Raw genomic sequence first — 23,347 nt, forward strand, 5'->3', positions numbered from 1 at the left:
AGATCAGCTTTCCCGTCCCGCTTCAAGCGTTTCGGCCGCGGCGCTCCTTCGCCCCGTCCAGCGCCGACAGCACGCCGCGCAGCGTCCGCACCTCCTGCGCCGACCAGCCGGGCTTGGTCAGCAAGGTGCGCAGCGTGCGCCGCGTCGCCGGCACCCGATCGGGCGGGAAGAAGAAGTTGGCGCGCTCCAGCATGTCGTCCAGCTGCGCGATCATGCCGTCGAGGTCGCCCTGCGACGCCGGCGGATCGATCTCGGTCAGCGACGGCTGGGCGAGCGCCTGCCCCTTCGACCATTCATAGGCGACGAGGATCACCGCCTGCGCGAGGTTGAGGCTGCCGAACTCCGGGTTGATCGGCACGGTGATGATCGTGCGGGCGAGCGCGACATCGTCGGTTTCCAGCCCCGAACGCTCCGGTCCGAACAGGATCGCCGAACGTTCGGCGGCGGCATGGATGCCGCGGGCGGCGACCTCCGGCGTTTCCACCGGCTTGGTGATGCCGCGCTTGCGCACCGTGGTCGCATAGACGTGCGCGCAGTCCGCCACCGCCTCGGCGACGCTGTCGAACACCTGCGCACGCTCCAGCACCACATCCGCGCCGCTCGCCGCCGGCCCCGCCTGCGGATTGGGCCAGCCGTCGCGAGGCGCGACGAGGCGCATGTCGGTCAGGCCGAAATTGAGCATGGCGCGCGCCGCCTTGCCGATATTCTCGCCCAATTGCGGGCGGACCAGGACGATGACCGGATTCATTCGACGCGCCCTGCCTGTTCGACCGTACCGGCGAATTCCTCGAAATCGCGCGCCTCGCTGAAATCGCGATAGACGCTGGCGAAGCGGATATAGGCGACCGAATCGAGGCCTTTCAGGCCATCCATCACCATTTCGCCGATCCGCTTCGACGAAACTTCGCTCTCCCCCTGCGTTTCGAGCTGGCGCTGGATGCCGCTCACCAGCTTTTCGATTCGCACCGGCTCGATCGGCCGCTTGCGCGTCGCGATCGACACCGAGCGGAGGAGCTTCTCGCGATCGAACGCCTCGCGGCGGATCCCGCCGGCGGCGTTGCTCTTCAGCACCCACAGGTCGCGCAACTGGATGCGTTCGAACGTCGTGAAGCGCGCCGCACAGCCTTCGCACTGGCGCCGACGGCGAATGGCCGCCCCGTCTTCGGTGGGGCGGCTATCCTTTACCTGACTGTCTTCATGGCCACAAAAGGGGCAGCGCATTCAGCCGATCAATCGTTGCGCTTGGCGTAGGCGACGCTGGCGCCGACGATCGCACCCAGCACCGGGCCGACGAAGGGCACGGGGATCGCGATCACCGCGCCGATCGCGCCGTACTTCGCCATCTTCTTGCCGAGGCCGGGCGTGTTCTTGACGTTGGACTGGACCTCTTCGATCTTCGACATGACTTATCCTTCGTAGATGGGGAAGCGTGCGCACAGCGTGCGTACCCGCTGCCGAACGTTCGCCTCGACCTCCGGGTCCCCGTGCTCGCCTTTCCGGGCGAGGCCGTCGAGCACGTCGGCGACCATGTTGCCGATCTCGCGGAACTCCGCCGGGCCGAAACCGCGGGTGGTGCCGGCGGGCGAGCCGACGCGGATGCCGCTGGTCTTCACCGGCGGCAACGGATCGTTGGGGATGCCGTTCTTGTTGCAGGTGATGCCGGCGCGCTCCAGCGCCTCGTCGGCATCCTTGCCGGTGATGCCGAGCGGCGTGAGGTCGATCAGCGCCAGATGCGTGTCGGTGCCGCCCGACACGACGTTGGAGCCGCGCTCCTTCAGCGTGGCGGCCAGCACCTTGGCGTTTTCCACCACCGCGGCGATGTAGCTCTTGTAGCCGGGCTGCAGCGCCTCGCCGAACGCCACCGCCTTGGCCGCGACGACGTGCATCAGCGGGCCGCCCTGCAGGCCGGGGAACACCGCCGAGTTGATCTTCTTGGCGATCGCCTCGTCATCGGTCAGGATCATGCCGCCGCGCGGCCCGCGCAGCGTCTTGTGCGTGGTGGTGGTGACGACATGGGCGTGGCCGAACGGCGTCGGGTGCAGGCCGGCGGCGACGATGCCGGCGAAATGCGCCATGTCGACCATGAAATACGCGCCGACCTTGTCCGCAATCGCGCGGAAGCGCTCGAAGTCGATCACCCGCGGATAGGCCGAGCCGCCTGCGATGATGAGCTTGGGGCTATGCTCGACCGCCAGGCGTTCGACCTGGTCGTAGTCGATCAGGTGCGTTTCCGGGTCGACGCCATATTGCACCGCGTTGAACCACTTGCCGCTCATCGCCGCGCGCGCGCCGTGGGTCAGGTGGCCGCCGGCGTCGAGGCTCATGCCGAGGATCGTCTCGCCCGGCTTGACCAGCGCCAGCATCACCGCACCGTTCGCCTGCGCGCCCGAATGCGGCTGCACGTTGGCGAATCCGCAGCCGAAGATCTGCTTGGCGCGATCGATCGCGAGGCTCTCGACCTCGTCCGACGGCGCGCAGCCCTGGTAATAGCGCTTGCCGGGATACCCCTCGGCATATTTGTTGGTGAAGACCGAGCCCTGCGCCTCCAGCACAGCCTTCGACACGATGTTCTCGCTGGCGATCAGTTCGATCTGCGTCTGCTCGCGCGTCAGTTCATGCGTGATGCCGGCGAACACCGCGGGATCGGCGTCGGCGAGGCCGCGGTTGAAGAAGCCGTCGGGGCGGATGTCACCAAGGTTGGCGGGCTGGGTGCTCATGGGTCAGTCCTTCTGCGACAGTTTGTCGACACGGTGCTGGTGGCGGCCGCCTTCGAAAGCGGCGGCGAGAAAGGCGTCGAGGCACGCCTTGGCGAGATCGGGACCGATCAGCCGCGCGCCCATCGCCACGACATTGGCATCGTTGTGCTGGCGGGCGAGCGCGGCGGCGAGCGGTTCGGTGACGAGCGCGCAGCGGCACGCGGGATTGCGGTTGACCGCGATCGAGATGCCGATCCCCGATCCGCACAGGGCGACGCCCAGGTCCGCCTCGCCAGCGGCGATCACGGCGGCAAGCCTGTAGCCGTAATCGGGATAGTCGACCCGCGCGTCGCCCTGCGGCCCCAGATCGATTGTCTCGTGCCCCTGCCCCCCGGCGTGCTCGATCAACAGCGCCTTCAGCGCGACGGCGGCATGATCGGAGGCGAAGGCGATGCGCAAGCGTAGCGTCCCGTGGGCTGATGGGCGGGTCGGCTGCGCCTTAGCGGGGGCGGCGGCAGAATGCCACACTTGTGACGGATGTGACGGAACGTTGCGCGCCGTTCGCGCGCTTCTGCCCGGACCATCTACAAACCTGAGGCAAAAACATGGCTCAAGAAACGCAATTCCGTTCCGCGCCGTGACGGATTCCGCCAGCCTCTACGGCCGTGGCAGCGTCGGCGAATCGCCGCTGATCCTGGGCTATGCCGGCCTGCTGCCGCAGGTGGCGGCGACGGCGACCTGCCTGTTCGGCGGCAGCGGTGATCTCGGCCCGATGTTCGCCTTCGGCTATGCGACGCTGATCCTCAGCTTCCTGGGCGGGATCTGGTGGGGTTTCGCCATGCGCACGTCGGAGGGCCAGGGTCGGATCGCCACATGGGCGGTGCTGCCCTCGCTGTTCGGTGCCGGGCTGATCCTGCTGTCGATCGCGCATATCCTCACGCTGTCATGGGCGCTGGTGCTGCTGGGATCGGCGGTGATGATGACGCTGCTGATCGATCGCCGTCTGGTGGAGCGCCACATGGCGCCGACCGGATGGATGGCGTTGCGGATACCGCTGTCGGTCGGGCTCGGCGTGCTGACGATCCTGTGCGGCATTGTCGGCGAAGCCGTGGGCCACTAAGCCTCAGGCGGCCTTGCGCAATTCCAGCCGGCTCCAGATCTCGACCAGCGCGTCGGTCAATTCGCGCATCATCTCGGGGCTGTGGCTCGGTCCGGGTGTGAAACGCAACCGCTCGGTGCCGCGCGGCACGGTCGGATAGTTGATCGGCTGCACGTAGACGCCGTATTCGGCGAGCAGGATGTCGCTGATCCGCTTGGCCTTCACCGGATCGCCGACCAGCACCGGCACGATATGCGTCTCGCCGAGCATCACCGGCAGTCCGGCCTCGTCGAGCATCGTCTTGAGCAGGGCCGCAGACGCCTGCTGCCCTTCGCGCTCCTCGTTCGATTGCTTCAGATGACGCACGCTCGCCAGCACGCCCGCGACCAGCACCGGCGACAGCGAGGTGGTGAAGATGAAGCCGGGCGCATAGGAGCGGATCACGTCGATGATCGTCTGGTCCGCGGCGATATAGCCGCCCATGACGCCGAACGCCTTGCCGAGCGTCCCTTCGATGATCGTCAGCCGATGCGCCACGCCGTCGCGCTCCGAAATGCCGCCGCCGCGCGCGCCGTACATGCCGACCGCATGCACCTCGTCGAGATAGGTCAGCGCATTGTAGCGATCGGCGAGGTCGCAGATCGCCGCGATCGGCGCGACGTCCGCCTCCATCGAATAGACGCTCTCGAACGCGATCAGCTTGGGCACCGAGGGATCCTCGGCGGCGAGCAGTTCCTCGAGGTGCGCAAGGTCGTTGTGGCGGAAGATGCGCTTCTCGCATCCCGCATTGCGGATGCCGGCGATCATCGAGGCATGGTTGAGCTCGTCCGAAAAGATCACGCAGCCGGGCAGGATCTTGGCGAGCGTCGACAGCGTCGCCTCGTTCGACACATAGCCGCTGGTGAACAGCAGTGCGCCTTCCTTGCCGTGCAGGTCGGCGAGTTCATGCTCCAGATCGACGTGGTAATGGGTGTTGCCGCCGATGTTGCGCGTGCCGCCCGACCCGGCGCCGACGTCGTGCAGCGCTTCCTCCATCGCCGCGATCACCTTGGGATGCTGGCCCATCGCGAGATAGTCGTTGGAACACCATACGGTGATCGGCTTCGGCCCGTTGTGCCCGGCGAAGCAGCGCGCATTGGGGAACATCCCCTTGTTGCGGAGGATGTCGATGAAGACCCGGTATCGGCCTTCGGCATGGAGGCGATCGATCGCCTGGGTGAAGACACGCGAATAATCCACACGCGCGTCCGTGCCGTCGCTGCTCATGGCTGTGCCGTGTACCTGCGCGCGCGGCGGGTTGCCAGTGGGTAAAAGCGCTCAGGGTGATCGAAGGGGTTGGGCATTTTGTCCCACCCGCGCGATAGCGGAAGCGGTTCCCGTGCGTGGAAGGGCTTACAGGGCCTCGACCGCCTCGATCCCATAGCCGGCGAGCGCCGGTGCCAGATCCCGTTCGGCGTCGCCCAGCCGCGTGAACACCGCACGATGCACGGGTCGCGCAGGCCAGGCCTGTCCCTGCGTCAATGCCGCGATGCGCCGGGCGATGCCCGGCCCGCCATCGACGAAGCGCACGCCCGGCGCCGCCCGCGCCAGTTCGGCCTCGACCAGCGGGAAATGCGTGCAGGCATTGACGATCACGTCGATCGCCGCGCCGCCCGGCTGGCCGAACAGCCCGTCCAGCACCGCCGCGATTCGCGCCGGGTCGGGCGCCGCGCCGGCCAGCTTCGCCTCGGCCAGCCGCACCAGCTCCGCCGATCCATGGCGCAGCACCGTGCAATCCCCCGCGAACCGCGCGGCGAGATCGTCGACATAGGCCTGGCGCACCGTCGCTTCGGTGCCGAGCACGCCGATGACGCGGCTGCGCGTGAGGGCCGCGGCAGGCTTGATCGCCGGCACGGTGCCGACCACCGCCACGTCCAGCGCCGCACGCACCGCCGGCAGGGCGATCGTCGAGGCGGTGTTGCACGCGATCACCACCAGCCGCGGCCGATAGCGTTCCACCAGCCGGCCGAGCAGCGCCGGCACCCGCGCCGCAATCTCCGCCTCGCTCTTGATGCCATAGGGAAAGCCGGCGGAATCGGCCGCGTAGACGATCGGCGCGTGCGGCAGCAGCGCCTGCGTCGGCGCGACGACGGACAGGCCGCCGACACCGGAATCGAAGAACAGGATCGGCGCGTCGTGCATGGTAGCGCTCATAATAGCGCCGCTGCGTTCCGCAAACGCCACGTTCTCGCGCCGCGTGCGCCAAGTCGGCACGGAGGCATTGGCGTCTTCGCGATAAAGACGCTATGGGTCGTGGCAAGACGAAGGGGGCGGCTTGCACACCGAAGTTCTTTGGATCGCACCGGCATGCGCGCTCGTGCTCGGCTATCTGCTGGGTTCGATCCCGTTTGGCGTCATCCTGACGCGTCTCGGCGGTGCGGGTGATCTGCGCGCCGTCGGCTCGGGCAACATCGGCGCCACCAACGTGCTGCGCACCGGGCGCAAGGGCCTGGCCGCGGCGACGCTGCTGCTCGATCTCGGCAAGGGCGCGGCGGCGGTGTGGCTCGCCGAATGGCTGTTCCCCGGCGACGGGGCGGTCGCCGCGGCGGCGGCCTTCGTCGGCCATTGCTATCCCGTCTGGCTGCGCTTCCGGGGCGGCAAGGGCGTCGCGACGCTGATGGGCATCGTGCTGGCACTGCATTGGCCGATGGGCCTCGTCTATGCGGTGGTATGGCTCGGCCTGCTCGCGGCGGCGCGCATCTCGTCGGTCGCCGGCATGGCGGCGGCGGTGAGTGCGCCGGTCAGCGGCGCGCTGTTCGGCCGGTTCGATCTCGTCATGCTGCTGCTCGCGCTCGCCGCCATCGTGCTGTGGAAGCATCGCGAGAATATCGAACGGCTGGCGAACGGCACCGAACCGCGTATCGGCCGCAAGGGGGATGCCGAGGCCGGCGCGCTGCAGGATGGCTGAGCGGGACGCCGCGCGCCTCCGCCTGATCCGCACCGCCGGCATCGGTCCGGTCACTTATCGCCAGCTCATCGCGCGCTTCGGCGCCGCCGATGCCGCGCTGGATATGCTGCCGACGCTGGCCCGCCGTGGCGGCGGCGGCACCCCCAGGATCGCCGATCACGCCACCGTGGAGCGCGAGATGGCGACGACGGCACGGCTCGGCGCACGCTATCTGTTCCTCGGCGATCCCGATTATCCGGCGTTGCTGGCGGAGATCGACACCGCCCCGCCGGCGTTGATCGTCCGCGGTGACGCGTCCCTCGCCGGCGGCGTGACGATCGCCATCGTCGGCGCGCGCAACGCCTCGGCCGCCGCCTGCCGCTTCGCCCGCACGCTGGGGCATGCGCTGGCCGGCGAAGGCGTGACGGTGGTGTCGGGCCTCGCCCGCGGCATCGACACCGCGGCGCATGTCGGCGCCCTGCCGCGCACCATCGGCGTGATCGCCAGCGGCATCGACGTCGTCTTCCCGCCCGAAAATGCCGCCTTGCAGGACCAGGTGGCGGAACAGGGCCTGCTGATCGCCGAACAGCCCCCCGGCACGCAGCCGCTGGCGCGGCATTTCCCGTCGCGCAACCGCATCATCGCCGGCCTCGCGCTCGGTACGGTGGTGGTGGAGGCGGCGCCGCGATCAGGTTCGCTCATCACCGCGCGGCTGGCGACGGAGGCGGGGCGCGAGGTGATGGCGGTGCCCGGCAGCCCGCTCGATCCGCGCGCCCAAGGCTGCAACCTGCTGATCCGCGACGGCGCCACCCTGGTCCAGACAGCGGCCGACGTGCTGGAACAGGTCCGCCCGATCGACTCGCGGGCCGTCCGCGCGCCGACGCAGGGCTATGGTGCCCCGCCGCCTGCCGACGCCAGCGACGCCGAGCGTGCCCGGATCGTCGGCCTGCTCGGCCCGGTTCCCGTGCCCGTCGACGAACTGATCCGCCAGAGCGGCATCGCCCCCGCCATCCTGCAGACCGTGCTGCTCGAACTCGAACTCGCCGGTCGGCTGGAGCGGCATGCGGGCGGGCGGGTGAGTCTCACATTCTAGCGACCCGCTCTACCTGAAATGAGGTTCAGCCGTCCGTGACCGAGGTCACATGCTCGCGCGAACAGCGCGGCGGCTGATGACGATGCTGATGATCGGGCTCACCACCACCAGCACCACCAGCGCCGCCACCCAAGTCACCATGCCGGCGGCGAAGGCGCAGACGCCGATGAGGATGGGGATCCAGCTGCGATGCAGCAGCGGCGCGACATCGTGCCGGCCGATGTCATCCTCCAGCAGCTGCGGCGCGCCCGCCACCACCCGGATCACGTGCCGGTTGAGCACCCCGAGAAGGATCAGCCAGCCCGTGTAGAACCCGATGCCGACACGCAGGTTGACGTATTCGCTGATGATCGCGGTCGGAAACGGCATGAACGCGACGCCGAGCAACAACAGCAGATTCGCCATCACGAGCCGCGCGTTGGCCGCCTTCAACAGCCCCATCACATCGTGATGGATGATCCAGAAACGCCCCAGCACCAGGAAGCTGACCAGGAAACCGACGTAATTGGGCATCAGCTGCCACAATGCCTGCCCGAGTTCCGGGCCTGTCGCATGATGTAGTCGGGGCAGCTTCACCTCGACCACCAGCAGGGTCATCGCGATCGCGAAGATCGCATCGGAAAAGAAGGTCATCCGTTCGAGCTGCACGCGGGCGCGGTGCGCGCGTCGTTCGACGGCGTCCGCAGCGCTCACGCCTTGTCCTCGTGGCCGGTCGATCCCCACATCGGTTCATCCCCCTGTTGACAGTCACCCGCCGGGCTTTCCACCCTCGCGCGTACACGTAAGGACCCTAGTCGATCCCCATGCAGCTCGTCATCGTCGAATCGCCGGCCAAGGCCAAGACCATCGAAAAGTACCTCGGCGGGGACTATCGCGTCCTCGCCTCCTACGGCCATGTCCGCGACCTGCCGGCGCGTGACGGGTCGGTGAACCCCGACGAGGGGTTCGCGATGGAATGGGAGAATTACGCCGACAAGTCGAAGCAGCTCAAGGCGATCGCCGACCTCTCCAAGACCGCCGACCGCCTGATCCTCGCCACCGACCCCGATCGCGAGGGAGAGGCGATCAGCTGGCACGTGCAGGAGGTGCTGCGCGGGCGCAAGGCGCTGCCCAAGGACGTGGCGCGCGTCACCTTCAACGCGATCACCAAGGCGGCGGTGACGACCGCGATGGCGAACCCGCGCGAACTCGATACCGACCTGATCGACGCCTACCGCGCCCGCCGCGCGCTCGACTATCTGGTCGGCTTCACCCTGTCGCCGGTGCTGTGGCGCAAGCTGCCCGGCGCCAAGTCGGCAGGCCGCGTCCAGTCGGTGGCGCTGCGCCTGATCGTCGGCCGCGAGCGCGAGATCGAGGCGTTCAAGGCGCAGGAATATTGGTCCGTCACCGCCGCCCTCGAACAGGACGGCACGCCCTTCGTCGCGCGGCTGGTGCAATGGGAGGGCAACAAGCTCGACCGGTTGTCGATCGGCAACCAGGGCGATGCGGAACGCGCCAGGGCGGCCGTCGAGGCGGGGCGCTTCTCGGTCCAGTCGGTCGAGACGAAGCCCGCGACGCGCAACCCGCCGCCGCCCTTCACCACCTCGACGTTGCAGCAGGAGGCGGCGCGCAAGCTGGGCTTCTCCGCCGATCATACGATGCGGATCGCGCAGGGGCTCTACGAGGACGGCGCGATCACCTACATGCGCACCGACGGCGTGCAGATGGACGGCAGTGCGATCTCCGCGGCACGCAAGGCGGTGGCGAGCCGCTACGACGCCAGCTACGTCCCTGATTCGCCGCGCCAATACCAGACCAAGGCCAAGAACGCGCAGGAAGCGCACGAGGCGATCCGCCCGACCGACTTCAGCAAGGACCGCGTCGGCGGCGGCGATCACGCGCGCCTCTACGACCTGATCTGGAAGCGCGCGCTCGCCAGCCAGATGGCGTCGGCGCGGATGGAGCGCACCACCGTCGAACTCGCCGACGGCACCGGCCGCAACGTGCTGCGTGCGACCGGTCAGGTCGTGCTCTTCCCCGGCTTCCTCGCGCTCTACGAGGAAGGATCGGACGACACGCAGGATGAAGAGGCGCGCCGCCTCCCCCGCCTGCGCGAGGGCGATGCGCCCGCCAAGAAGGGCGTCGAGGCGGAGCAGCATTTCACCCAGCCGCCGCCGCGCTTTTCCGAAGCCTCGCTGGTCAAGCGGATGGAGGAACTCGGCATCGGCCGCCCCTCCACCTATGCCTCGATCATAAAGACGCTGAAGGATCGCGCCTACGTCCACGTCGAGAAGAACCGTTTCTTCGCCGAGGAATCGGGGCGGCTGGTGACGGCGTTCCTCGAACGCTTCTTCGAAAAGTACGTCGGCTTCGATTACACCGCCGAGCTGGAGGAGGAGCTGGACGACGTGTCCGGCGGCCGCGCGCAGTGGCAGGCGGTGCTCGACGCCTTCTGGCGCGACTTCAAGCCGCGCACCGCGGAGGTGATGGAGCAGCAGCCCAGCGCCATCACCGCGGAGCTGGACCAGTTCCTCGCCCCCTATCTCTTCCCCGACAAGGCGGACGGGTCCGACCCGCGGCTGTGCCCCAAGTGCGAGGCGGGCAAGCTTGCCTTGCGCGGCGGCAAGTTCGGCGCGTTCATCGCCTGCTCCAACTATCCCGAATGCAAATACACCCGCCGCTTCGCGCAGCCGGGCGGCGAGGCCGGTGAGGACAGCGGGCCGGAGGGCCTCGGCAAGGACCCGGCGACCGGCCTGGAGGTCGAGCGCAAATCCGGGCGGTTCGGCCCCTATATCCAGCTGGGCGAGGGCAAGGAGGCGAAGCGCGCCTCGATCCCCAAGGACCTGCCGGGCGAACTCGACCTCGAATGGGCGCTGAAGCTCCTCAGCCTGCCGCGCACGATCGGCAACCACCCCGAAACGGGCGAACCGATCACCGCCTCGATCGGCCGCTATGGCCCGTATCTGGCGCACAGCGGCAAATATGCCCGGCTGCAATCGACCGCCGACGTGTTCGAGACGGGGATGAACGCGGCAGTGGTGAAGCTCGCCGAGGCGGCGGCCGGCGGCGGCCGGCCGGCCCGCGGTGCGCCACGCGCGCCCTTGCGCGAACTCGGCAAGCATCCGCGGACCGAGGCGGAGATCAAGCTGATGGAGGGTCGCTACGGCCCCTATGTCACCGATGGCGAGACCAATGCGACGCTGCCCAAGTCGGTGACCCCCGAAGCGCTGACGCTGGAGGAAGCGGCACAACTGATCGACGCGCGCGCGGCCGCCGCACCGGCCAAGGGCAAGAAGAAGGCACCGGCCAAGAAGTCGGCCGCGAAGAAGCCGGCGGCGAAAACGGCCGCGAAGCCTGCGGCGAAGAAGGCGCCGGTAAAGAAGAAGGCGGACTGACGCGCGTCACCCGCCGGCGTCATCATCCCGCTTCACGCCGTCATCCGGCGTACGCCGGGATCCTTGGATGCGATCGGCTGGTGGGTCGCGATCCGGCAACGACGCCCCGTCCGTGGATCCCGGCATGCGCCGGGATGACGGGTAGGACGTGGAGAACCTTCAGCCGGCAGTTACGCCGCGCGGCGCTGCGTCATGCCCAGCCAGGCGCGGGCCTGGCGCTGTGCTTCGGCGATCTCGCGGGCGGTCATGTCCTCGGCGACTTCGGCGCGGGCATCGGCGGCTTGCAACAGCCCGGCCACCGCGGCGAGGTTGAACCATTTGTGCGCTTCGATCAGATCGATTCCCGCCCCCGCGGTGCCGGTCTGGTAGCAGACGCCGAGATCGAACAGCGCTTCCGGCCGTCCGCGCATCGCATCGGCGATCCGGCTGTCTAGAAGAAACTGCGTACTCTTGAAACTATTACCCATGTTCTGCCCCCATATATCATGGGAACAGCTTGCCGCGATTCGTACTACGAAATGGTTAACGCAAATAAAACCAATCTGCTCAGGAATTTGACCCGATAGCGACATTGTCGATCAACCGTGTCGCACCCATCCGCGCCGCCGCCAGCAGCCGCCGCGGGCGGTCTGCGGGTGGCGAGGCGGCCAGCGTCTCGGCGTCGGCGAGCGCCACGTAATCCACCTCGAACCCCGCGGCGACCAGCGCGACGCGCGCCTCCGCCAGCGCCGTCTCCGGATCGTCGCCACGCCCGATCGCTCGCGCCGCCACACCGAGCGCGCGCGGCAGTGCCGTCGCCTTCGCCCGCTGTTCCTGATCGAGGTAGATGTTGCGCGACGACAGCGCGAGGCCGTCGTCGTCGCGTTGCGTCGGCACGCCGACGATCGCGATCGGCATGTCGAGATCCGCGACGAAGCGGCGGATCACCGCAAGCTGCTGATAATCCTTTTCACCGAAATAGGCGGTGTCGGCGCCGGTCTGGTTGAACAGCTTGGTCACCACGGTGGCGACTCCGTCGAAATGCCCCGGCCGCGCCGCGCCGTCGAACCCTTCGCTGACGCCGCCGACGCTGATGTTGGTGGCGAATCCCTGCGGGTACATCACCTCGACCGGCGGCATCCAGAGGAGGTCGCAGCCCCCTTCGGCGAGCAGGCGCGCATCCGCCGCCTCGCGGCGCGGATAGCGGGCAAGGTCCTCGTTCGGGCCGAACTGCCTGGGATTGACGAAGATCGAGGCGATCACCTTCGTGCCTGGCCGCCGCGCCGCCTCGACCAGCGCCATATGGCCGGCGTGCAACGCGCCCATCGTCGGCACGAGGGCGATCGAGGCGCCGTCCGCCCGGAACGCGGCCACCGCCTCGCGCAAGGCCTGCAAATCCCGAACTGTCAGCACCGTTTACCCCCTCGAACAATGAGCGCGCGGCTTCTATGAAGAGGGGGAGAACGGGGCAACCCGGTACAACGGATTAAGGAACACGCCGTGCCCGCAGGGCCACACGTCATTGTCTTCGCCAACGAAAAAGGCGGCACCGGCAAGTCGACGACCGCCGTGCACGTCGCCATCGCGCTCGCCGCCAAGGGTGCGAAGGTCGCCTGCTTCGATCTCGACCACCGCCAGCGCACCGTCGGCCGCTACCTCGACAATCGCGCCGCGACGATCAAGCGCACCGGCAGCGATCTGCCGATGCCCGTCCACGACACTCATGACGGGGTGAACGAGGACGTGTTCGAGGACAAGTGGCAGCGGCTGAGCGACGGCGCCGACTTCCTGATCGTCGACACGCCCGGCCGCGACGATCATTTCGCGCGCACCGCGGCGGCGCTGTCGAACACGTTGGTCACGCCGATGAACGACAGCTTCGTCGATTTCGACCTGATCGGCCAGGTCGATCCCGAAACCTTCAACGTCACCCGGCCGAGCTTCTATTCCGAACTGATCTGGGACGCGCGAAAGCAGCGCGCTCGCGCCGACGGGACGCAGATCGACTGGGTCGTCCTGCGCAACCGCCTGCAGCATATCGAGGCGCGCAACATGCGCCGCGTGTCGGATGCGCTGGGCCAGTTGGCGAAACGGGTCGGCTTTCGTATCATTCCTGGGCTCGGCGAGCGCGTGATCTATCGCGAGTTGTTTCCCGCCGGTCTCACCATGATCGATTCCAAGGAATTCGGCGCGATGGGGCTCGGCCACGTCGCCTCGCGGCAGGAATTGCGCGAGATGATGAGCGCGCTGCAGCTGCCCGAGACCGCCCTGCCCCAGTTCGCCGCATGACGCGGTTTCGCGCATGAAGTGGCTCGTCGCGATCGCGCTGATCTGGTTCGCCTGGCATTACCTGCGGCCCAAGCCCAAGCCGCCGAAGCCGAATGCGGAACAGCGTGCCCGCACCGTGCTGGGCGTGGGGCGCGATGCCGACGAAGGCGATATCCGCGCGGCGCACCGCCGGCTGCTCGCCGATCTGCATCCCGATCGCGGCGGATCGGGGGCGGCGGCGACGGAGATCAACGCCGCGCGCGACCTGCTGCTCGCGACGCTGCGGCACGAGGGATGACGCACAGCTTCGCCCCCGCGATCCTGCGCGAATACGACATCCGCGGCACGATCGGGCGCAACCTGTCGGTTGCCGATGCCATCGCCGTCGGACGCAGCTTCGCCACCCGCGTCTGCGCGGCCGGCGGCACCCGCGTCGCGGTAGGGCGTGACGGGCGATTGTCCTCCCCCGACCTCGAAGCCGGATTGGTCGAGGGTTTGGCCGCCGGCGGCGTCGACGTGGTGCGGATCGGCATCGGGCCGACGCCGATGCTCTATTATGCCGAGGCGACGCTGGAGGTGGATGCCGGCGTGCACGTCACCGGCAGCCACAACCCGCGCGACGACAACGGCTTCAAGATGGTGCTCGGCCATCGCGCCTTCTACGGCACCGACGTCCTCGACCTCGCCCGCATCGCCGCCGATGGCGCGTGGAGCGAAGGACGGGGCAGCGTGTCGGAGGTGGAGGTGCTGGACGCCTATGTCGGGCGGCTGCTGGCGGGCTATGCCGGTGGCAGCTTCCGGATCGCCTGGGATTGCGGCAACGGCGCCGCCGGCCCTGCGGTCGAGCGACTGGTCGCGCAGCTGCCCGGCGAGCATCACCTGCTCCACACCGCGGTCGACGGCCGCTTCCCCAACCATCATCCCGACCCGACCGAGGAGGCCAATCTCGCCGATCTCCAGGCGCTGGTTCGGGCGAAGGGCCTCGATTTTGGCATCGCTTTCGACGGCGATGGCGACCGGATCGGCGCCGTCGATGGCGAAGGCCGGGTGCTGTGGGGCGACCAGCTGCTCAGCGTGCTGATGGTGCCCGTACTGGCCGAGTTGCGCGGCGCAACCGTCGTCGCCGACGTCAAATCCTCGCAATTCGTCTTCGACCGCATCGTCGAGCTCGGCGGCAAGGCGGTGATGGGCGCCACCGGCCACAGCCTGATGAAGGAGGCGATGCTGGCGCACGATGCCCCGATCGCCGGCGAACTCAGCGGCCACATCTTCTTCGGGGCGGGGGCGAACGGCGGCTGGTATGGCTTCGACGATGCGCTGCATGCCGCGGTACAGCTGATCCGCGCGGTGCACCTGTCGGGCCGCTCGCTCACGGCGCTGCGCAGCGCGATGCCGCCGCTGGTCAACACCCCGGACCTGCGCTTTCCCGTCGACCCCGCCCGCAAGTTCGCGGTGATCGACGAGGTGCGGGCGCGGCTGGAGGCACGCGGGGTGCCGGTGGTGGCGATCGACGGCGTTCGCGTCACGACGGCGGAGGGCTGGTGGCTGCTGCGCGCGTCCAACACGCAGGACGTGCTGACCGCGCGCGCCGAGGCGGGCAGCGAGGCCGAACTTGCCGCGTTGCTGGCCGCGATCGACGCCGAACTCGCGCTCAGCGGCATCGCACGCGATTGACAGCGCGGCGCTGCCGGATAGGGTCGGGCCATGGTGGGGACCTATAGCGCCGAACGGCAGGTGGACAGCTTCCGCTCCAGCACCAACCGCTGGCTGCTCGGCAGCTTCGCCGGCTGGCTGACGATCCTCGCCTGCGCGATCGGCGTCGGCCTCGTCATCATCGCCATCCGCTGGCTGCAGAACATGTCGGCCGCCTATGAGGTCACCGACCAGCGGCTGATCGTACGGCGCGGCCTGGTGATGAAGTCGATCGACGAGATCGAGCTTTATCGTATCAAGGACGTGCGCGTCGATTTCTCTGTCATCAACCAGATCGCCGATATCGGGACGATCACGATCACCTCGTCCGATCGCACCACCCGCAATGCCAGTTTCGTGCTGCGCGACGTGCCGGCGGCGCGCGAGCGGCGCGAAGGCCTGCGCAAGCTGGTCGACCGCGCGCGCCAGCGCCGCGGCGTGCGCGAGCTGGATGTGGACGACGAGGACGATTACCGCTGATCCCCCTCACCCGCGAGGGAAGATCGGGACGCTGGCATAAATCCCCGCGCTACCCCATCTAGGGCGCAATGCGTCCCCAGCCCCAGATCATCCGCGTCATCGACCTCGAAACCACCGGCAGTGCGCCGCCCGCCCATGGCGTGTGCGAGATCGGCTGGCAGGATGTCGCGCTCAAGGCCGACGGGCGCTGGGAACTGGAAGGCGAAGGGGGCGCGATCCTGGTCAACCCGGGCCGGCCGATCCCGCCCGTCACTCAGGCGATCCACCATATCCTCGACGAGGATGTCGCCGAGGCGCCCTGGTGGCACGATGTCGCGCGCCGGGTGCTCGATCCGTGGCCGCGCCGCGTGGCGCTCGCCGCGCATCGTGCCGATTTCGAGCAGCAATTCTGCACGGCCAGTCTCACCCATGGCGCGGAATGGATCTGCACCTGGAAATGCGCGCTGCGGCTGTGGCCCGATTCGCCGAGCTTTTCCAATCAGGTGCTGCGCTACTGGCGCAAGCCCGAAGGGCTCGACCAGCAGCGTGGCCTGCCCGTCCACCGCGCCTTCCCCGATGCCTATGTCACCGCGCATCATCTGCGCGACCAGCTGAACGAGGCGGGTGTCCAGCAGCTGCTGGAATGGTCGCGCGATCCGGGCCTCATCCCCCGCGTCCGCTACGGCCCGCACCGCGGCAAGACGTGGAGCGAGCTCGACCACGACAGCCTGATGGCGTTCCTCACCGATCGCGATCCCGATATCCGCTTCACCGCCAATGCCGAGATGGACCGGCGCAGCGGCGGCGGCCCAATCGTGCGCAGCAACAAGCAGGAATTGCTGCTGTAGACAAGTAAGTCAGCCTGTCTGGTGTATCTGCGCGCACTCGCCTAAGGCAGCGGCCGTGCTCGCCACCATTCGCAACCGGTTCGTCGTTTCGGAAGGCCGCTTCGGCCGTGTCCTGATCGCCTTCATGGCGGTCGGCTTCCTGGCGCTCGTCGCCGCCGGCGTCGCCGCCGCATTCGCGACGATGCGCAACCAGGATCATACCGCTGCGGTCAACCACACCTACGAGGTCGAACTGGCGGTCAGCAACGCCCGCCGCCTGATCGAACAGGGCGAGGCGTCGCGGCGCGGCTATCTGCTCACCGGCAACGTTGAATATCGCGATGCCTATCGTCGCTGGGCGGCGGCGCTGCCCGGAGCGATCGGCAGCCTGGACCGGCTGACCCACGACAATCCTCGCCAGATCGCGACGCTGGCGCTGCTGCACCGGGAAATCCGCGCGTTGCTCCAGCAGCGCGCGCGCACCATCACGCTGATCGACGCCGGCCAGATCGGCCGCGCCGTCACCTCGTTCCAGGGCGAGGCGAGCGTGCGGCGGCTGTCGGTCATCCGCGACGCCTTCGGCCGCATGGCCGCCGAGGAGCGCCGCCTGCTCGCCACGCGCGATGCCGCACAGCGCGACAGCGTCCGCGCCTTCTATGCCATCCTGGCGCTCGCGGGCGTGCTGCTGGTGCTGGTCGCCATCGCCTCGCTGCTGACGGTGATGCGCTACACCCGCGATCTCGCCACCTCGCGCGATACCCTGCGCGACTTCAACGAGCGGCTGGAGGAAACCGTCAACGAGCGCACCGCCGACCTCAGCCGGGCGAACGAAGAGATCCAGCGCTTCGCCTACATCGTCAGCCACGACCTGCGCTCGCCGCTGGTCAACGTGATGGGCTTCACCGCCGAACTGTCCGCCGCCACCGCACCGCTCGCCGACCTGATCGACAAGGCTGAGGCGGAATGCCCCGCCATCGTCACCGACGATGCGCGACTCGCCGTGCGCGAGGACCTGCCCGAGGCGATCGGTTTCATCCGCACCTCGACGCAGAAGATGGACCGGCTCATCAACGCCATCCTCAAGCTGTCGCGAGAGGGCCGCCGCGTCATCACGCCCGAACCGATCGATCCCGCGGCGGTGGTCGACACGATCGCCGGATCGATCCGCCATCTGCTCGACGATCGCGGCGTCACCCTCACCGTCGCGCGGCCGATGCCGGCGCTCTCCACCGACCGGGTGGCGATCGAACAGATCCTGTCGAACCTGATCGAGAATGCGACCAAATACCTGCAACCCGGCCGACCGGGCGCGATCGCGGTGTCGGGCGAAACGCGCCGCGACCGCGTGATCCTGTCGGTCGCCGACAACGGCCGCGGCATCGACCCGCGCGATCACCAGCGCATCTTCGACCTGTTCCGCCGTTCGGGGCAGCAGGACCAGCCGGGCGAGGGCATCGGGCTGGCGCACGTGCGTGCGCTGGCCTATCGCCTGGGCGGCACGATCGACGTCGACAGCGAACTCGGCCGCGGCTCCACCTTCCGCATCAACCTTCCCAAGACCTATCAGGACGGTAACCCATGAACGCCCATCAATCCGTCGGCATCGTGATGATCGAGGATGACGAGGGCCATGCGCGGCTGATCGAAAAGAACATCCGCCGCGCCGGCATCCTCAACGACATCAGGCATTTCACCGACGGCGGCCAGGCCCTGCACCATCTGTTCGAGGCCGCGGACGGCCCGGCGAAGAACGGCCCGGCGCTGGTGCTGCTCGATCTCAACCTGCCCGACATGAGCGGCACCGACATCCTCGCCCGGATCAAGGCGGAGGACAGCCCGCTGAAGCGCACGCCCGTCGTCGTGCTGACCACCACCGACGACAAGATCGAGATCCAGCGCTGCTACGATCTCGGCTGCAACGTCTACATCACCAAGCCGGTGAATTACGAAAGCTTCGCCCAGGCGATCCGCCAGCTCGGCCTGTTCCTGTCGGTGATCCAGGTCCCCGAGGTCGAGGAACACTGATCCTGTCCGATCCTGCCGCCCCCAGCGTCCTGTATATCGACGATGATGCCGGCATCCGCCGGCTGGCGGCGCGCGCGCTGGAGCGACGCGGCTATCGCGTGACGCTGGCCGAAGGGGGCGCGGAGGGGGCGATGCTCGCCGCATCGCAGGCATTCGATCTGGTCGCGGTCGACCATTACATGCCCGGCATGGACGGGCTGGAGACGCTGGAGCAGCTTAACGCCCTGCCCGCGCCGCCGCCGGTCGTCTACGTCACCGGATCCGACGAAGGCCGCATCGCCGTCGCCGCGCTCAAGGCCGGCGCCGCGGATTACGTGGTGAAGACGGTCGGCGACGACTTCTTCGACCTGCTTGCCGCCAGCTTCGTCCAGGTGCTCGATCGCGCCCGCCTGTCGCGCGAGAAGGCGGCGGCGGAGGAAGACCTGCGCGCCAGCAACGCCCGGCTGGAGGCGCTGCTGGGCGAGGTCAACCACCGCGTCGCCAATTCCTTGCAGCTCGTGTCGGCGATGGTGCGCCTGCAGGCGAGCGCGCTGGCCGATCCGACCGCACGCGCCGCGCTGGACGATACCCAGCGGCGCATCGGCGCCATCGCGCAGGTGCATCGCCGTCTCTATTCGGCGAACGACGTCGAGAGCGTCGACATGCGCGACTATCTCGGCTCGCTGATCGAGGAACTGACCGAGACGCTGACCTGCGACACCGCGCCGCATGCCTTGCGCCTCGCCGCCGAGCCGATCCGGCTGCCGACCGACAAGGCGGTGTCGCTGGGCGTCATCGTCACCGAACTCGTCACCAACGCGTGCAAATACGCCTATCCGACCGGCGCGGGCGGCGAAATCCGCGTGCTGCTGGCGGCCGAGGGCGCGGACGTGTTCCTGCTCGCGGTGGAGGACGACGGCTGCGGCATGCCGGCCGAAGCGACGCCCAAGGGCACCGGGCTCGGCACCAAGCTGATCCGCGCCATGGCGCAGAGCCTGCAGAGCATCGTCGAATATGAACCGTGCGAACGCGGCGTCCGCGCGACGCTGCGCGCGTCGCTGCAATAGTTCAGGCGAGCGCCGCCAGCACACCGCGGCGCGTGCCCTCCAGCGCCAGGCCGAACACGGCGTGGCTGGCGAGGCCATAGGCATGCGTCGATGCCGGCGTTTCAGTCGGCGACGGCCCCCAGCCCAATGCCGGTACCGCCGCATCGTCCAGCACCGTCGCGACGCCGATGCCATAGGCGAGGCCGAACCCCGCCGTGCTCTCCGGCCAGCGTCGCGCCGCCAGCGCATAGCCGACGCCGAGCGCCGCGCCCGTCGCATAATGGACGAGGTTGCCGGCCGCCTTGCGATGGTCGTCCGCGACGGGGGCATCGGCCACCAGCTGCTTGGCGCTGTCCGCCGCCTTCACCGTTGCCGGCTCGTCGTCGCTGTCGCCATCCTGACCGAAGGCGGACGCCGCGGCCGACTGGAACAGGTTCATCGCCAGGCTGGCGGCGAGCCCGCCGGCGAGGCCGGCGACGAGGGTCTTGGCGAGTGACGACACGAGGGCTTCTCCCGTTGATCCGCCCGTAACGCGCCGGGCGGGCCGACGGGCGCACCGCGCCCGCGTCCGGAAACGTACATCCGGTGCGGCCGTGCGCCTGCCCTATGGCTTGCGGAACTTCAGCACGAACTGGTCGGTCCGGCCGCGGATCGCGGGGTCGAACACGTTCCTGGTGTGATCGTCCGCCGGATTGGCCAGCGCGTTGCTCGCCCCGACATAGCGGAAGCCGGCGGCCTCCACCTGCCGCCGCACCGCCGCCGGATCGATACGATGCCGGGTCTCGGTGCCCGTCATCTCGCTGCCCGGCGCATCGGCATGGTCGATCACCACATAGGTGCCGCCCTTCTTGAGCAGCTTGAACACCGCGGCGTCGAACGCACGCAATGCCGGCTCTCCCGCTCCCTTGTTGGGGATGTCGTGATAGTTCTGCACGGTCCAGAACAGGTCGGCGGGCTGCGACAGCGTCGGCAGGTTGGTCGACTGCACCTCGGCGACGACATTGGCGAGGCCGCGCGCCTTCAACGCCGGCAGCGTCTTCTCGGCATATTTGGCGCCGGCCGCGGGCCACAGCGCATAGACCTTGCCCTTCGGCCCGACGACCTGGGTGAAGATGCGGGTCCAATAGCCGGCGCCCGGCAGGTAATCGACCACCACGTCGCCGGGCTTCACCCCGGCAAAGGCGAGCACCGCCGCCGCCTGCCGCCGCGCATCGTCGCCGGCCTGGTCGGCGCGGGCGGGATCAGCGAGCGCACGGGTGATGGCGGGACCGGCCTTTTCCTGCGCCACGACGGCGGTGGTCATCGCCGCCGCTGCGATCATCGACACCATCAGGCGCATGCGTCTTCTCCCTCATGTTTCGGCGGAACGCCGCACTATATCAGCAGCATGACCGATCTACGCGATACGATCCAGACCGAGGTTCACCGTTTGGTCGGTTTCGGGGACGGGGCGGTCGACCTCACCCGGCCGCCGGGCGACGACGGCCTATTCGGCCCCGGCTCCGCCGCATGGGTGGTGCATGGCGACTTCACCGCGATGATGGCGGGCGGCGTCGCCGCGCTGCTGCTCCAGATGCTGCATCCCGGCGCGCTGGCGGGCGTGTGGGACCATTCCAACTTCCGCCGCGACATGCTCGGCCGCCTGCGCCGCACCGCGCAGTTCATCTCCGGCACCACCTACGGTGCCACCGCCACCGCCGAGGCGCTGATCGCCCGCGTGCGCACGATCCACGATTCCGTCGCCGGCACCCTGCCCGACGGCACGCCCTATAGCGCCAACGATCCCGACCTGCTGACCTGGGTGCATGTCGCCGAGGTAGCGAGCTTCCTTGCCGGCCATCGCCGCTATCGCGACCCCGCCTACCCTGCCGCGGACCGTGACCGCTACCTCGGCGAATATGCCATCGTCGCCGAAAAGCTCGGCGCCACCGGCGTGCCGCGGACGGAGGCGGAGGTTGCCGCCTATTTCGCCCGCGTCCGCCCGCAGCTGCGCGCCGACCACCGCACGCGCGAAGTGGCGCGCGCGCTGCTGCGCCAACAACCCGCCAGCCTCGCCATGGCACCGGCGCAGGCGCTGCTGATGCAGGGCGGCATCGACCTGCTGCCCGATTGGGCCGCCGGCATGCACGGCTTCGCCACGCTGCCGATGCGTCGCCCGGCGGTGCGCGCCGGCATGGCGGGTGTCGGTTCGGTGCTGCGCTGGGCGTTGCGCGACGGTTCGGCGACCCGCGCCAAGCGCCAGGGCTGATCTGCACGGGATCTGCACGAAAGCCGGACCGCACCACCACCGCTTGCCCCGTCGCTCCGGCATCCTGCGGGTCCATCACGCTCCGACCTGATGGAAGGAGCGATCCGATGACCAACCCTGCCGCCCGCGCGCGCCGACCGATGCCGCTCTTCGCCAAGCTGGCGGCGACCGCGATCGTCATCCTGGTGGCGGAGGTGATCTTCGACACCGGCAGCGAGATCGGCAGCACGTTGGGCGGCCTCGCTCTTGCCTGGCTTGCCGCGCTGCTCCTCACCCGCCCGCTCGTCCGACGCGATCCGGCGGCGCGCATCGCGGCGGCGCTCGCCTGTGCCTATGCGCTGATGCTGATCCACGATCCCGGTCCGCTGGCGCTGCTGCTGTTCGTGATCGCCGTATCGCTCGCCGCGCTGCTGCCGCGCGCCCGCTTCGGCCATGCGCTCGCCTGGGTGCCGCGCCTCGCCTGGCACGGCGTGACCGGCCTTGCGACACCGCTGCGCGATCTCGCCCACTCCGCCGCCGCCCGGCAGGCGCGCGGCGGTACGCAGGGCCTGCGCGCGATGCTGGGCGTGCTGGCGATTCCGGTCATCGGCGGCGCGCTGTTCGTGATGCTGTTCGCCGCCGCCAATCCGCTGATCGGCAATGCGGTCGACCGCATCGTCCTGCCCGACTGGACGACGATCGCCTGGCGCCTGCTGCTGGGGGTCGCCGTGTTGCTGCCGGTCTGGGCCTCGCTCCGCCCGCGCGGGCTGGGCAGGCGGGATCGGCACGACACCGGCCGGCGCATCGAACTCGGCCTCACCACGCTGGTGCTGTCGCTGGCGACGTTCAATCTGATCTTCGCCGCCCAGAACGCGCTCGACATCCTGTTCCTGTGGAGCGGCGCGCCACTGCCCGGCGGCGTCACCATGGCGGATTACGCGCATCGCGGTGCCTATACGTTGATCGCGACCGCGCTGCTTGCCGCGCTGTTCGTGCTGGTGACGCTGCGTCCCGGCAGCGCCGCGGCGGCCAGCCCGGCTGCGCGCCGGCTGGTGACGGCATGGATCCTCCAGAACCTGCTGCTCGTCGCCTCCAGCGCGCTGCGCCTGTTCGATTATATCAAGGCGTTCGGCATGACCGAGCTGCGCCTCGCCGCCCTGCTCTGGATGGCGCTGGTCGCTACGGGCCTTGCGCTGATCCTGTGGCGGTTGCTGCGTGGGCGATCGGCGGCGTGGCTCATCAACGCCAATGCGCTGGCCCTCACCACGGTGCTGAGCGTCACGGGCGTGGTCGATCTCGCTAGCATCGCTGCGACGTGGAACATGCGCCACCGGCCCAGCCCGGACCTCTGCTACCTCGAGCAGATCGGCCCCTCCGGCCTCGTCACCTTGGCGCGCATCGAGCGGCAGACGCGCGATCCGGCAGCTCGGGAGGCCGCCGCCGCCCTGCGCTGGCAGGCGCAAACGGCTCTCGCGGCGCGGCAGGACGACTGGCGCAGCTGGACATGGCGCGGTGCGGATCGCCTCGCGCAGGTCGCCGCGCTCGTCGGCTCACAGGCACCACGCCTCCGCCCCGCGCCCGCCGGGCGAGCCTGCGGACGGATCATGCCCGCGCCCACCCCCTTGACCGAGGCGCCGCAACGATGATCCTGTGTCCG

The 23,347-nt window shown here is 69.0% G+C and carries 26 protein-coding genes; 14 read left to right on the top strand and 12 right to left on the bottom strand.

What is annotated here, in order from left to right; translation table 11 throughout:
* Positions 1 to 22 precede the first annotated feature (22 nt).
* Genes AC4GY7_RS12095 through rpiB form a run of 5 tightly spaced genes read right to left on the bottom strand, consistent with a single transcriptional unit; the run spans position 23 to position 3,155 of the window.
* Positions 23 to 748 carry an RNA methyltransferase gene (locus AC4GY7_RS12095; RefSeq protein WP_491114352.1) on the bottom strand — a complete coding sequence of 242 codons (726 nt, stop codon included), beginning with the start codon at positions 746 to 748 and terminating at the stop codon, positions 23 to 25.
* Positions 745 to 1,221: a transcriptional regulator NrdR gene (gene nrdR, locus AC4GY7_RS12100; RefSeq protein ID WP_443583459.1), complete on the bottom strand. Its 477-nt coding sequence runs from the start codon at positions 1,219 to 1,221 to the stop codon at positions 745 to 747. The genes AC4GY7_RS12095 and nrdR overlap by 4 nt, the downstream gene beginning before the upstream one ends.
* Before the next feature lie 8 nt (positions 1,222 to 1,229).
* The gene (locus AC4GY7_RS12105) at positions 1,230 to 1,403 is read right to left on the bottom strand and encodes a hypothetical protein (protein WP_443583460.1); all 174 of its coding nucleotides are present in this window, start codon (positions 1,401 to 1,403) and stop codon (positions 1,230 to 1,232) included.
* 3 nt (positions 1,404 to 1,406) lie between these two features.
* Positions 1,407 to 2,717 (bottom strand): serine hydroxymethyltransferase, encoded by a 1,311-nt coding sequence (gene glyA, locus AC4GY7_RS12110; RefSeq protein ID WP_491114357.1) that lies wholly within the window; start codon positions 2,715 to 2,717, stop codon positions 1,407 to 1,409.
* Between the two features lie 3 nt (positions 2,718 to 2,720).
* Positions 2,721 to 3,155, bottom strand: a complete 435-nt coding sequence (rpiB, locus tag AC4GY7_RS12115) for a ribose 5-phosphate isomerase B (RefSeq protein ID WP_491114360.1) — start codon at positions 3,153 to 3,155, stop codon at positions 2,721 to 2,723.
* Between the two features lie 178 nt (positions 3,156 to 3,333).
* Between rpiB and AC4GY7_RS12120 the strand changes: the two genes are divergently transcribed.
* Positions 3,334 to 3,816 (top strand): DUF3429 domain-containing protein, encoded by a 483-nt coding sequence (locus AC4GY7_RS12120; protein WP_491114363.1) that lies wholly within the window; start codon positions 3,334 to 3,336, stop codon positions 3,814 to 3,816.
* Between the two features lie 3 nt (positions 3,817 to 3,819).
* Here AC4GY7_RS12120 and hemA read toward each other — a convergent pair whose 3' ends face one another.
* The gene (gene hemA / locus AC4GY7_RS12125) at positions 3,820 to 5,061 is read right to left on the bottom strand and encodes a 5-aminolevulinate synthase (RefSeq protein ID WP_491114366.1); all 1,242 of its coding nucleotides are present in this window, start codon (positions 5,059 to 5,061) and stop codon (positions 3,820 to 3,822) included.
* A 126-nt stretch (positions 5,062 to 5,187) separates the two neighbouring features.
* Positions 5,188 to 5,988 carry a glutamate racemase gene (gene murI / locus AC4GY7_RS12130; RefSeq protein WP_491114369.1) on the bottom strand — a complete coding sequence of 267 codons (801 nt, stop codon included), beginning with the start codon at positions 5,986 to 5,988 and terminating at the stop codon, positions 5,188 to 5,190.
* A 142-nt stretch (positions 5,989 to 6,130) separates the two neighbouring features.
* On the opposite strand from murI, the gene plsY reads away from it, so the two are divergent.
* The gene (gene plsY, locus AC4GY7_RS12135) at positions 6,131 to 6,742 is read left to right on the top strand and encodes a glycerol-3-phosphate 1-O-acyltransferase PlsY (RefSeq protein ID WP_491114685.1); all 612 of its coding nucleotides are present in this window, start codon (positions 6,131 to 6,133) and stop codon (positions 6,740 to 6,742) included.
* Positions 6,735 to 7,814: a DNA-processing protein DprA gene (gene dprA / locus AC4GY7_RS12140; protein ID WP_491114372.1), complete on the top strand. Its 1,080-nt coding sequence runs from the start codon at positions 6,735 to 6,737 to the stop codon at positions 7,812 to 7,814. Before plsY ends, dprA begins: the two co-directional genes overlap by 8 nt.
* A gap of 45 nt (positions 7,815 to 7,859) precedes the next feature.
* Here dprA and AC4GY7_RS12145 read toward each other — a convergent pair whose 3' ends face one another.
* A complete protein-coding gene (locus tag AC4GY7_RS12145) occupies positions 7,860 to 8,507 on the bottom strand; it encodes a TMEM175 family protein (protein ID WP_491114375.1) in 648 nt (215 codons plus the stop codon).
* A gap of 110 nt (positions 8,508 to 8,617) precedes the next feature.
* On the opposite strand from AC4GY7_RS12145, the gene topA reads away from it, so the two are divergent.
* Complete coding sequence (gene topA, locus AC4GY7_RS12150) at positions 8,618 to 11,188, top strand: type I DNA topoisomerase (RefSeq protein ID WP_491114378.1); 2,571 nt, start codon at positions 8,618 to 8,620, stop codon at positions 11,186 to 11,188.
* 170 nt (positions 11,189 to 11,358) lie between these two features.
* On the opposite strand, the gene AC4GY7_RS12155 is transcribed toward topA, so the two are convergent.
* The gene (locus AC4GY7_RS12155; RefSeq protein ID WP_491114381.1) at positions 11,359 to 11,655 is read right to left on the bottom strand and encodes an SEL1-like repeat protein; all 297 of its coding nucleotides are present in this window, start codon (positions 11,653 to 11,655) and stop codon (positions 11,359 to 11,361) included.
* 79 nt (positions 11,656 to 11,734) lie between these two features.
* On the bottom strand, positions 11,735 to 12,580 hold the full coding sequence (gene panC / locus AC4GY7_RS12160) for a pantoate--beta-alanine ligase (protein ID WP_491114384.1): 846 nt from the start codon (positions 12,578 to 12,580) through the stop codon (positions 11,735 to 11,737).
* Positions 12,581 to 12,667: 87 nt separating this feature from the next.
* Here panC and AC4GY7_RS12165 point away from each other — a divergent pair, with 87 nt between their 5' ends.
* The 8 genes from AC4GY7_RS12165 to AC4GY7_RS12200 all read left to right on the top strand — a co-directional run bounded on the left by AC4GY7_RS12165 (position 12,668) and on the right by AC4GY7_RS12200 (position 19,484).
* Complete coding sequence (locus tag AC4GY7_RS12165; protein ID WP_491114387.1) at positions 12,668 to 13,456, top strand: division plane positioning ATPase MipZ; 789 nt, start codon at positions 12,668 to 12,670, stop codon at positions 13,454 to 13,456.
* 13 nt (positions 13,457 to 13,469) lie between these two features.
* A complete protein-coding gene (locus AC4GY7_RS12170) occupies positions 13,470 to 13,733 on the top strand; it encodes a J domain-containing protein (protein WP_491114390.1) in 264 nt (87 codons plus the stop codon).
* The gene (pgmG, locus tag AC4GY7_RS12175; RefSeq protein WP_491114393.1) at positions 13,730 to 15,109 is read left to right on the top strand and encodes a phosphoglucomutase/phosphomannomutase PgmG; all 1,380 of its coding nucleotides are present in this window, start codon (positions 13,730 to 13,732) and stop codon (positions 15,107 to 15,109) included. The genes AC4GY7_RS12170 and pgmG overlap by 4 nt, the downstream gene beginning before the upstream one ends.
* Positions 15,110 to 15,139: 30 nt before the next feature.
* Positions 15,140 to 15,607, top strand: a complete 468-nt coding sequence (locus AC4GY7_RS12180; RefSeq protein WP_491114395.1) for a PH domain-containing protein — start codon at positions 15,140 to 15,142, stop codon at positions 15,605 to 15,607.
* Between the two features lie 68 nt (positions 15,608 to 15,675).
* The gene (locus AC4GY7_RS12185; protein ID WP_491114398.1) at positions 15,676 to 16,434 is read left to right on the top strand and encodes an exonuclease domain-containing protein; all 759 of its coding nucleotides are present in this window, start codon (positions 15,676 to 15,678) and stop codon (positions 16,432 to 16,434) included.
* 55 nt (positions 16,435 to 16,489) lie between these two features.
* Positions 16,490 to 17,995, top strand: coding sequence for a sensor histidine kinase (locus AC4GY7_RS12190; RefSeq protein ID WP_491114400.1), 1,506 nt, complete (start codon positions 16,490 to 16,492; stop codon positions 17,993 to 17,995).
* Entirely contained in the window at positions 17,992 to 18,438 is a 447-nt protein-coding gene (locus AC4GY7_RS12195) for a response regulator (protein WP_491114402.1), read from the top strand. The genes AC4GY7_RS12190 and AC4GY7_RS12195 overlap by 4 nt, the downstream gene beginning before the upstream one ends.
* Before the next feature lie 2 nt (positions 18,439 to 18,440).
* The gene (locus tag AC4GY7_RS12200) at positions 18,441 to 19,484 is read left to right on the top strand and encodes a sensor histidine kinase (protein ID WP_491114687.1); all 1,044 of its coding nucleotides are present in this window, start codon (positions 18,441 to 18,443) and stop codon (positions 19,482 to 19,484) included.
* A gap of 1 nt (position 19,485) precedes the next feature.
* Here the strand turns inward: AC4GY7_RS12200 and AC4GY7_RS12205 are convergent, their stop codons facing one another.
* Together AC4GY7_RS12205 and AC4GY7_RS12210 are read right to left on the bottom strand one after the other, a co-directional pair.
* Positions 19,486 to 19,965: a DUF1440 domain-containing protein gene (locus AC4GY7_RS12205; protein WP_491114405.1), complete on the bottom strand. Its 480-nt coding sequence runs from the start codon at positions 19,963 to 19,965 to the stop codon at positions 19,486 to 19,488.
* 102 nt (positions 19,966 to 20,067) lie between these two features.
* On the bottom strand, positions 20,068 to 20,802 hold the full coding sequence (locus AC4GY7_RS12210) for a class I SAM-dependent methyltransferase (RefSeq protein WP_491114408.1): 735 nt from the start codon (positions 20,800 to 20,802) through the stop codon (positions 20,068 to 20,070).
* A 48-nt stretch (positions 20,803 to 20,850) separates the two neighbouring features.
* On the opposite strand from AC4GY7_RS12210, the gene AC4GY7_RS12215 reads away from it, so the two are divergent.
* Together AC4GY7_RS12215 and AC4GY7_RS12220 are read left to right on the top strand one after the other, a co-directional pair.
* A complete protein-coding gene (locus tag AC4GY7_RS12215) occupies positions 20,851 to 21,711 on the top strand; it encodes an oxygenase MpaB family protein (RefSeq protein WP_491114410.1) in 861 nt (286 codons plus the stop codon).
* Positions 21,712 to 21,818: 107 nt separating this feature from the next.
* Positions 21,819 to 23,336, top strand: a complete 1,518-nt coding sequence (locus AC4GY7_RS12220; RefSeq protein WP_491114412.1) for a DUF4153 domain-containing protein — start codon at positions 21,819 to 21,821, stop codon at positions 23,334 to 23,336.
* Positions 23,337 to 23,347 lie beyond the last annotated feature (11 nt).

It is taken from the genome of Sphingomonas sp. SP5, assembly GCF_058313455.1.